We start from the raw sequence: 9,650 nt of genomic DNA, 5'->3' as shown, positions 1-9,650 counted from the left end.
CATAGGCCAGTTGCCGATCACCAGATCGAGCTTCCCCTCCTCGAGCTCGGTAAATATCCGGGTTTCCTCGGGGATTGTGCAGAAATCGAGCGGCATGTTCGGCGCTTCGCGGCGCACCAGCTCGCCGATGCGCGGCATGAAGAAGGTGCCGAGACAATTGGCGGCGTAGACGCGGAAGCGGCGATTGTAGCTTGCGGGATCGAACGTATCCTCGGAGACGGCGAGCGCGTCGATCTCGCGCAGGATGTTCGACACCTGGGCGCGCAGCGCGATGCCCTTTTCCGTCGGGATCAGCTTCACGCCGGAGCGCACCAGCAGCGGATCGCCGAGAATTTCGCGAAGCCGCTTGAGAGCCAGCGAAACGGATGGCTGGCTCTGGCCAAGAATGGTGGCGGTTTTCGAGACGCTGCACTCGTCGAGCAGCACATCGAGGATGCGCATCAGGCGCAGGTCAAGTCCGTGGTCTCCGGCTGGTGTGGCCAAAACGCTGTTCCTTTCACAAGGTTTCTGTCAGGCCGGATCGCTCCCACCACAAGCGACCCGGCCGGCGTTACGTCATCCCCGGAAAATAACTAAGCAATTTTCATGCCGCCTGACCACAAGCGGCAGCCAAACGGAGTAAAGCATGGCAATCCTGATCAAGAACGGCCTCGTCATCAACCAGAAAACCGGCGCGCACAGCTTCGCGAGCGGCGATGTGCTGATCGACGGTGACCGGATAATAGGCAAAGGCGGTGATCTTTCGGCACGCGCCGCCGCCTTTCAGGACCTTGAGGTGATCGATGCTTCCGACAAGCTGGTCATGCCCGGCTTCATCGATGCCCACATGCATTCCAATGAAGGCTTCGAGATGGGCCGCTATGACAACCTGCCGCTCGAAATCTGGCTGTCGGAAGTCTACCCGCCCTTCGGCTCGCCGGCGATGACCTGGCGCGAGCATTATCTGCGCGCCATGCTGGTCGCGATCATCTCGCTGCGCTCCGGCGTCACCACGCTGCAGGACGATGTGATCAACATCACCGGCACGCCGGAAGCCGTCGACGCCACAGCCTCAGCCTTCCGCGACGCAGGCCTGCGCGGCTGGATCACCGCCTCCATGTGGGACGAGAGCTATTGCAACAGCCTGCCCTTTGTCGGCGATCTCGTGCCCGCTGAAATGAAGGCGCGGCTCGACGCCATGCCCGCGCCCGACTGGAAAGCACAGATCGAGCTGTTCGAGGAATTGTCCGGGAAATGGCACGGCAAGGACAATATGCGCATCATTCTCGGCCCCTGCGGCCCGCAGCGCTGCTCGGAGAAGCTGTTGCAGGAAGTGGCGAGCCTTTCCGAAGCGCGCGACCTGCCGGTCCACTGCCATGTGCTGGAAACCAAGACCCAGGCCGTGACCGGCGAGGAGAAATACGGCCGCACGCTGGTTCAGTTCCTGAAGGACATGGGCCTGATGACCCATCGCCTGACCATGAACCACGCCATCTGGCTGACAGACGACGACATCGCGATGATGGGCGAGGCCCGCTGCTCGACGACCCACAATCCGCTGGCAAACCTGAAGCTCGGCTCCGGCGTCTCGCCGGTGCGGCGGATGATGAATGCCGGCGTCAATGTCGCGCTCGGCTGCGACGGCGTGGCCTCTGCCGATACCGCCGATATCTTCGTCGCCTTCAAGGCGGCCGCGGGCCTGCACAAGATCGGCACGTTCGACTATAATGGCTGGATTTCGGCGCATGAGGTCTATGACATGGCAACCACGTCTGCCGCGCGCTCCAGCCTGATGGAGAAGGAAGTCGGCACGCTGGAAGAAGGCATGCTCGCCGACGTGATCCTGATGGATAAGACCGACTGGGGCTTCATGCCGTTGCATGACCCGATCAAGAAGATCGCCTTCTCGGTCAATTCCGATGTCGTCACCCATTCGATCGTCGGCGGCAAGCTGGTGATGGAGGATCGCAAGCTCACAACCGTCAACGAGAACGATCTGCGCGGCGAAATCGCCGAGGCGGCTGCAAAATTCGAGCGTGACCACTGCCCGGAAATGAGCAAGGGTGCGGCAGAAGTGCGTCCCTATCTCGACCGGATGTATGACAAGGCGACCACGCGCAAGATCGGCCTTTATCCGCGCGTGAAGGTGTAGGAAGGGAATAGTCCATGGCCTCCGTCGCCATTATCGGCGCTTCCGGCATGATCGGCCGCGCGCTCGCCGAAACGCTGATTGCACGCCGCGCGCTCGGCACTGAAAGCCTTGACGCGCTCATTCTCTCCGATATCCGCAAGAGCGAGATCGAAGGGGATGCCACGCAATGGGTGACGGGGGATGCGGCGGAGTTCGAGACGATCGGAGAGGTGATAGCCGCGCGTCCGGACGTGATCTTTCACGTGGCCGCCACCGCCATGGGCCAGGCCGACAGCAATTTCGCCATCGGCTACCACATCAATTTCGACACCGTGCGGGCAACCCTCGAGGCGATCCGTCTTGCGGGCGATGATTATTGTCCGCGCCTTGTCCATGCCTCGTCGATCGGCGTCTATGGCGCGCCCTTTCCCGCCCTGATCGACGATGCGACAACGCCCCGTCCGGACAGTTCCTACGGCACGCAGAAGCTGATGAGCGAGGCGATCATCGCCGATTATACGCGCATGGGCTTTGTCGACGGCATCTGCCTGCGCCTGCCAACAATCGCGGTCCGGCCCGGCGAGGCCACCCATGGCAATTCCGGCTTCTTTTCCAACGTCATCCGCGAACCGCTGGAAGGCCGGCGCGCGCTTCTGCCGGCTTCGGACGATGTGCGCCACTGGCTGGCCTCGCCGGAAACGGCGGTGGCGCAGCTCATCCACGCGGCCAATCTTGAAGGGCCGATCCCGGCAGATGCGCGGGCGCTCGTCATGCCCGGCATCTCGCTGACGGTCGAGATGCTGCTTGCTGCCCTTGCCGAACGGGCAGGCGAAGACATGCTGTCGCTGATCGACCGCACCGACACGCCGAACTACGGGCCGCAGGATTTCCCGGCCTGTTTTGCCGCCGAAACCGCCCGAAAGCTCGGCTTTCCGCTGCTGGAGGAAAAGGCGATGGATCTTATCGACGGTTTTCTCAGAAAGCGCTTTCCGGCCTGAGCCACGTCAATCCACAAGCGCCAGACCATCCGCGCGCGGATCGGTCGCCGCTTCCATCAGCCCGTTTTCGTGCAGCACCACAGCGCCGGCGTGCCCGACGGCATCGGAAAAGGCCGGCAGCATCTCGACATCGTGTCCGGCCGCTTTCAGGGCAGCAACAAGGGCGGGCTCAAACCGGTCCTCGAGCTTCAGCGTCGTGGTCTCCTCACCCCAGGTGCGGCCAAGCAGCCAGCGCGGCGCGGTGACGGCGGCCTGCAGATCCTGGCCGAACTGCACGTGACGCGAGAACAAGGCGGCCTGCGTCTGCGGCTGCCCCTCGCCGCCCATCGTACCATAAGCCATCACGCGCCCGTCCTTCAGATGCGCAAGTGCCGGGTTCAGCGTGTGGAACGGGCGCTTTCCCGGCGCAAGCTGGTTGGGACCCGGCGCAAGCGAGAAGCCGGCGCCGCGGTTCTGGAAGAAAACGCCGGTCTCAGGGCAGGTCAGACCCGAGCCGAATTCCCAGTAGACGCTCTGGATGAAGGAGACGACATTGCCGTAGCGGTCCGCTGCCCCCATCCAGATCGTGTCGCCCTCTCCCGGCTCGTAAGGCCAGGGCAGTGCCTGCTCCATGTCGATCCTGGCGGCTAGCGCATCGAGCCGGTCATCGGCAAGCCAGGCTTGTGCAGGCTCAGCCATGAAATCCGGATCGCCCAGCCCGGCATTGCGCTGGATGAAGGCCTGTTTTGTCGCTTCGACCAGGCCATGCAGATGGTCGACCCCCTCGCCTTCGGAGACGCCCAGCCGGTCGAACAGCGCGAGGATCATCAAAGAGGCGATGCCCTGCGTCGGCGGGATCATGTTCATGAGCCGGCCATGCGATGTCTCGACATGGAGCGGATCGACGATGCGCGCCTCGTAAGCGGCGAAATCCTCAAAGCGCAACGGCGAGCCGGTCTCCTCGAGGAAGGCCGCATGGGTGCGGGCAATGTCGCCGGTATAATAGGACGATAGTCCTTCCGCCGCGAGTGTCTTGAGGGTCTCGGCCAGCTTCTTCTGGCAAAGCCTTGCACCGGTGGCAGGGGCCGCGCCGTCCAGCAGGAAGGTCCCGGCAAAGCCGGGAACGTCTTTCAGGCCGTCAAGCTTGTCGGCCGTGCACTGCGCCTGATTTCCGGTGACCGCGATGCCGTTTTCGGCGTAATGGATCGCGGATGAAAGCAGATCGTCAAGCGGCAACCGCTTGCCGTCCGCCACCAGCGACAGTGCCTTTTCCCAGCCGCCGATCGTGCCCGGCACGGTGAGCGCGGCCAGGGCCCCGCGCGTCGGCATCGCCTTCTCGAAGCCGTGGCGCGCATACCATTCAGGCGTCGCAAGGCCTGCCGCCTGCCCGCAGGCGGAAATGCCGGTCACCTTCTGGCCCGGCCTGTGGATCAGCCAGAAGCCATCGCCGCCGATCCCGTTCATGTGCGGATAGGTGACCGCGATCGTCGCGGCGGCGGCAACCATCGCCTCCATTGCCGTTCCGCCGGTACGCAGGATATCGCGGCCGGCAAGCGCTGCAGCGCGGTGCGGCGCGGTAAAGGCTCCGTCAAAGCCTGTCGCGGAGTGAAGCATGGTGCCCTCAGATGAAGCGTTTCGCCGTCTCGATCAGCAAAAGGTCGCTGCCGGGTGCTGCGACCAGCGAAAGCCCGAGCGGCGACCCCTGGCTAGCGGCAAGCGGTATGGACAATTGCGGCAGGCCGCCATGACCGGCGATTGCCAGCATGGCGAGCGCCCGGTTGCGGAAGGTTTCGACAATGTCATTGCCGGCGGTCAGAAGCGGCGCGGGCCCCGGCGAGGTCGGATAGACCAGAACGGTTCCCGGCCGCAGCACGCGCGCCAGATGCGCCCGGAAGGCCTCGCGTTTTGCCTTGGCGTCGGCAAATTCCTCCGGCGTGATCTTCGCCGCCATGGCGAACCGCTCGCGGATGCCGGGGCCGAAATCGGGCTCGCGCTTTTCGATCCAGTCACCGAAATGCTGCCAGATCTCGTAGCCCTGGTGGGTGCGGAACACCGGCAGCAGGGCCTTCAGGTCCCCGCCCGGCAGAAGCGAGCTGTCGTTGCGGTCACCCCTCGGCAGCGCCGCCTTCAGCGCCGCCGCCGCCTCGTCCTCGCACAGGCGCCAGACATCGGCGGGATACACCAGCCGGACATCGGCGTCGGTCTCCTGCTCTCCCGCAAAGATCTTGCCAAGCGTTTCGAGCGTCTCCAGATCGCGGGTCAGGAAGCCCGGCACGTCGTAGCTTGCGGCCAGCGGCAACAGGCCGTCGCTCGGAACGAGGCCATGGGTCGGACGCCAGCCGAAAAGCCCGCAGAAGGCGGCCGGCAGCCTGACCGATCCGCCCGTATCCGACCCGAGCCCGATATCGGCAAGACCCGAGGCCACGGCAGAAGCCGAGCCGGACGAGGAACCGCCCGGCACGCGCGACGGCGCTGCCGGATTTTCCGGTGTGCCGAAACGGGCATTCATCCCCATCAGGCTGTAGGCAAGCTCATCCATATGAACCTTGCCGGCAAGGGCTGCGCCATTGTCGAGCAGGGTCTGGACGGCCGCCGCATTGCGGGAAGCCGGCGCCTGATCCTCGGCCCATTCGGGATTGCCGCCGCCGGTCACGGCGCCTTCGATGTCGAAATTGTCCTTCACCGCAACGGTATGGCCTGACAGCAGGTCCGAGGCCGGCGCCTCCGAGGTGATCGGAGGTTCGAAGCGTTCGACGAAGGGACCGATGGATTGCGTCATGAAGCCTGCCCGAAATTTGAGGATCGATAGCTGGAGCATGCACGCAGGTCGTTGAAAACGCAACGCAAAGCGTAACGTTGATGCGGCGGAACACGGACCGGCTAATCGATTTTAATGTGAATTGCCCATCAGCGACACATGGGCGGCGGCGACCTTCCAGCCGTTGGCGGTGCGGATCCATGTCTGGCTCTGGCGTCCGCGAACGGCCGCACCCGGCCGCTGGAACTCGAGGTCGCAGACCGCGCAATCCCTGCCGAAAGTGGTGATCTGGCGGCGGATGACGTTGCGCTGCGGCGAGCCGCCGGAACGGCCCTTGCGGAAATCGCGGATCTCGGAAATGCCGTAAAGGTTCTCGCCGACGCCGTAGCGCAGCGTGTTCTCGCTGTTCCAGAACAGCGCATCCAGCGTATCGAGATCATTCTCCATCAGCGCCTTTTCATAGAGGTCACAGAGTTTGCTGACCTCTTCCAGAACGTCAGGAAGATTGACGGGTTGAATGGCGGCGTCTTTTTCCTGCGTCATGCGTCTGCTCGCGAAAGGCCGGCGACGATATCGTCCGATGAACAGACGAAGCCGAAGCACTGGCGGATGTTGTAGAGGGTGGCGTCCATGCAGAATTGCGGCGAGGTGGTTGCCGCGCAATCCTCGACGAGAATGCAGTCATAGCCGAGGAAATTGGCGTCCTGCAGGGTGCAGAGCACGCACTGGTCGGCGTTGACGCCGGCAAAGAGCACGGTGGCGACGCCGAGATTGCGCAACACGCTGTCGAGTTCGGTGTCCTGAAAGCCCGACATGCGGAACTTGTCGACATAAATGTCAGTCTCCGCGATCTCGAGTTCGTCCACCACGGCCGCCGCCCAACTGCCCTTTTCCAGAACATGTGCGCCATTTGGCAGCGGATCGCCGATGCCGGTTTCCCGCCCCGTGGGCTTGTAAACGTGGAGCGTGGAGGGCGGCAGGTTGGCCTTGTCCGCGCGGTTGCCCCAGTTAAGCCAGATGACCGGCACTTGGGCAGACCTCAGGCCCGGAAGCAGTCGCTGCAACGGATTGATCGGCGCGCGGGCCGGAGAAACATCGACGCCGATTCCGGCAAGCCAGCCATCGGGATGGCAGAAATCATTCTGCATGTCGACGACGATGATGGCGGTGCGGCTCAGGTCGAAGACGATCTCCCGGCCCCGGTCCTTCACGGCAAGCGGGCGCGGCGCGGGCTGCGCCCGGACCATGTCGACCCGCCCTTTTGAAACCTGCCACCGGTTCAGCCGCGAGGGGCCGAGCGGCAGGGCATCGGCGTCTTTCCGCATCAGGCCGCCTTCCCGGTCAGCACCTTCAGGTCTTCCGCATCCAGCGAAACGCGCTCGCCGGAACGGATCAGCTCAGCGAAATCCTGGTTCGGCGTCATCACGGTCAGCGTATAAAGCTTGGAGGAACCGGTGTTCTTGACCACATGTTCCGAGCCCGGACGCAGCATCAGCGCGTCGCCCTTTTTGATCGGCATTTCCTCGCCGTCGCTGGAGGCAATGCCCTCACCCTCGAGGACGTAGAAAAATTCATGCGCGTGGCTGTGCTCGTTCGGCGGCGTGGCGCCGCCGACAGTAAAGATCTCGATGACGAATATATTGTCGATCTCGTCCTTCTTCGGATCAAACAGGATCGCGAAATAATTGGTATCGGTCGGAGCAATCTTGAAGACCTCGGCCTTTTCGACCTGTTCGAATGCATAGGTGAGCATGGGACCCTCTGGAAATCCTGTCTGACAATAAGAGCCGGCATGAGCGGCGCGGAGCATTTCAAGGTGGTGGGAGACCTCTGGAGAACCGCTCATGCCGGAACCGAAGGCCGAAACCGCCGCGACAGCTGGGGAAAAACGCTTTGCGGTGGCCGTGAACGCCTTCAGCACTGCAAGCATCGTGATGCAGTTTTTGTCGCTTTAAAAGCATTTATTTTCGCATAGAATGTTGCCTGAAAGGCAACAAAGGAAATGCCATGCTCCATGGACGCCTGCTCAATTATCTCGACGAGGTCGCGCGCACCGGCTCGGTGCGCAAGACGGCCGAACGGTTGAATGTCTCGGCCTCCGCAATCTCCCGCCAGATCGCGGCGCTGGAGGAAGCGCTTGATACGCAATTGTTCGACCGCAGCAGGCGACGCCTGACGCTTACGGCGGCGGGTGAAATCCTCATCGGCCATGTGCGCGAAACGCTGAAGGGCATGAACCGCGCCGAGGCGATGATGGAGGACCTGAAGGGGCTGAGACGCGGCGTCGTGACGATCGCGCTGATGAGCGGGCTTGCCGCCAATCTTCTGCCGCGCGCGGTCGGCCGCTTTCAGCGCGCCAATCCGGGCGTCAGCGTGCGGATGATGCTGATGACCACCGGCGACGACATCCGCAATGCGGTACGCGCCGGCGATGCCGATATGGGCCTCGGCTTCGATTTTCCGGGCGACGCCGATATCAGCGTGCTCGAGATCGCGATCGGCCGCCTTGGCATTGCGGTCGCGCCCGATCATCCGCTGGCGCGCTCCACCAGTGTCCGGCTTTCCGAATGCGTCGGCTATCCGGTCGCCGGCGCCGACCCGTCCACGGCGATCCGCCCGCATATCGAACAGGTCTTTTCCCGCGCCAACCTGCAGATGTCGTTCGCTGTGGAAGCCAATTCGATCGAAATGATGCGGCACCTTGCCATGAGCGAGGGCTACCTCACCTTCCTGACCCCTTTCGATATCGCGTTTGAAAGCCGCATGGGCCGGCTCGCCTATGTGCCGGTTCGGGAATTCCAGTCAGATACGCAGCAATTGATGCTGATCGGCGGACGGCGCAACATCTCCGCCATCGCCAGCGTGTTCGTGGAGAATATCCGGACCGTGATGCGGGAAATGGCGGATTGAGGTGCGGGCAGACTGTTCATGGCTCGCAGTCCCCTCGGGGCAGAGCTATCGCATATGGCGTGGCAGCTTGCCCCCAATACTCTCTCCCGCTGGCGGGAGAGATGCCCCGAAAGGGGCAGTGAGGGTGGCGCGGCATTTCAGATCGTGAGGGCGTTCGCGGTGACACACTCCCCCCTCACTGTCGCTGTCGCGACATCTCTCCCCTCCGGGGAGAGAAGATCGGGGGGCTATGCGACGAAGTCATATGCGATCCCCCCGCCCTTGAAAGGGGATCATTCCTGGCCCGCCCCGCTACCTTGCATAAAGCCGGTCCAGCCGGACAAAACGGCCAACGATGGCGAGCAGCACGATGGTCAGCAGGATCAGCACGGAGGAGAGCGCATGCGCGGTCGGCCTCAGTTCGAACGAGGCCTCGGCGTAGAGGCGCACCGGCAGCGTCGTCAGCCGGGCTGTGGTGAGGAAGCTCGTGACCGTCACCTCGTCGAAGCTTAGGAGGAAGCCGACGATCGAGGTGGCGAAGAGGCCGGGCATCAGCCCCGGCACGATCACCAGCAGCAAGCGCTTCCAGGCGTTCGCCCCGAGACTTGCCGCCGCCTCTTCCTGCGCCTCGTCGAGGCCGATCACCGATGCCGTCAGAAGCGTGATGGCAAAGGGCAGGATGACCACGACATGGATCGCCACAAGACCAATGAAGGCGGGCACGGCGACATAGATCTGCAGCAGTTTCAGCATGCCGACGCCGAGCGCCACATGCGGAAGCGTGAGCGGCAGCAGCCAGAAGGCAAGCAGCGCCGAGCGGCCCCGGAAGGGAAAGCGGGCCAGCGCGAAGGCGGCCGGCACCGCAATGATCAGCGACACGGCAAGCGCCGCAAGCGCCACCTTGACCGACACAATG

General features: G+C 63.4%; 10 protein-coding genes. 3 read left to right on the top strand and 7 right to left on the bottom strand.

Annotated features, from left to right (window positions below):
- Positions 1 to 483 (bottom strand): LysR family transcriptional regulator (locus tag AC5DC2_RS13505; protein ID WP_491698850.1); only part of this gene is annotated, 483 nt, incomplete at its 3' end.
- A gap of 142 nt (positions 484 to 625) precedes the next feature.
- On the opposite strand from AC5DC2_RS13505, the gene AC5DC2_RS13500 reads away from it, so the two are divergent.
- Together AC5DC2_RS13500 and AC5DC2_RS13495 are read left to right on the top strand one after the other, a co-directional pair.
- Complete coding sequence (locus tag AC5DC2_RS13500) at positions 626 to 2,131, top strand: amidohydrolase family protein (protein ID WP_491698849.1); 1,506 nt, start codon at positions 626 to 628, stop codon at positions 2,129 to 2,131.
- A 14-nt stretch (positions 2,132 to 2,145) separates the two neighbouring features.
- Positions 2,146 to 3,108 (top strand): NAD-dependent epimerase/dehydratase family protein, encoded by a 963-nt coding sequence (locus AC5DC2_RS13495; protein ID WP_491698848.1) that lies wholly within the window; start codon positions 2,146 to 2,148, stop codon positions 3,106 to 3,108.
- Between the two features lie 6 nt (positions 3,109 to 3,114).
- Here the strand turns inward: AC5DC2_RS13495 and AC5DC2_RS13490 are convergent, their stop codons facing one another.
- The 5 genes from AC5DC2_RS13490 to AC5DC2_RS13470 all read right to left on the bottom strand — a co-directional run bounded on the left by AC5DC2_RS13490 (position 3,115) and on the right by AC5DC2_RS13470 (position 7,598).
- On the bottom strand, positions 3,115 to 4,701 hold the full coding sequence (locus AC5DC2_RS13490; protein WP_491698847.1) for a gamma-glutamyltransferase family protein: 1,587 nt from the start codon (positions 4,699 to 4,701) through the stop codon (positions 3,115 to 3,117).
- A 7-nt stretch (positions 4,702 to 4,708) separates the two neighbouring features.
- Positions 4,709 to 5,866, bottom strand: coding sequence for an amidase (locus AC5DC2_RS13485; protein WP_491698846.1), 1,158 nt, complete (start codon positions 5,864 to 5,866; stop codon positions 4,709 to 4,711).
- Between the two features lie 111 nt (positions 5,867 to 5,977).
- Positions 5,978 to 6,388: an oxalurate catabolism protein HpxZ gene (gene hpxZ, locus AC5DC2_RS13480; protein WP_491698845.1), complete on the bottom strand. Its 411-nt coding sequence runs from the start codon at positions 6,386 to 6,388 to the stop codon at positions 5,978 to 5,980.
- Entirely contained in the window at positions 6,385 to 7,170 is a 786-nt protein-coding gene (locus tag AC5DC2_RS13475; protein WP_491698844.1) for a cysteine hydrolase family protein, read from the bottom strand. The genes hpxZ and AC5DC2_RS13475 overlap by 4 nt, the downstream gene beginning before the upstream one ends.
- Positions 7,170 to 7,598 carry a cupin domain-containing protein gene (locus AC5DC2_RS13470; RefSeq protein ID WP_024706628.1) on the bottom strand — a complete coding sequence of 143 codons (429 nt, stop codon included), beginning with the start codon at positions 7,596 to 7,598 and terminating at the stop codon, positions 7,170 to 7,172. The genes AC5DC2_RS13475 and AC5DC2_RS13470 overlap by 1 nt, the downstream gene beginning before the upstream one ends.
- 254 nt (positions 7,599 to 7,852) lie before the next feature.
- Between AC5DC2_RS13470 and AC5DC2_RS13465 the strand changes: the two genes are divergently transcribed.
- Complete coding sequence (locus AC5DC2_RS13465; RefSeq protein ID WP_491698843.1) at positions 7,853 to 8,755, top strand: LysR family transcriptional regulator; 903 nt, start codon at positions 7,853 to 7,855, stop codon at positions 8,753 to 8,755.
- A gap of 291 nt (positions 8,756 to 9,046) precedes the next feature.
- On the opposite strand, the gene AC5DC2_RS13460 is transcribed toward AC5DC2_RS13465, so the two are convergent.
- Positions 9,047 to 9,650, bottom strand: a 604-nt coding sequence (locus AC5DC2_RS13460; protein WP_491698842.1) for an ABC transporter permease, incomplete at its 5' end; no start/stop codon positions are given.

This window comes from Martelella sp., assembly GCF_984369615.1.
This window is presented reverse-complemented; position numbering and strand designations above follow the sequence as displayed.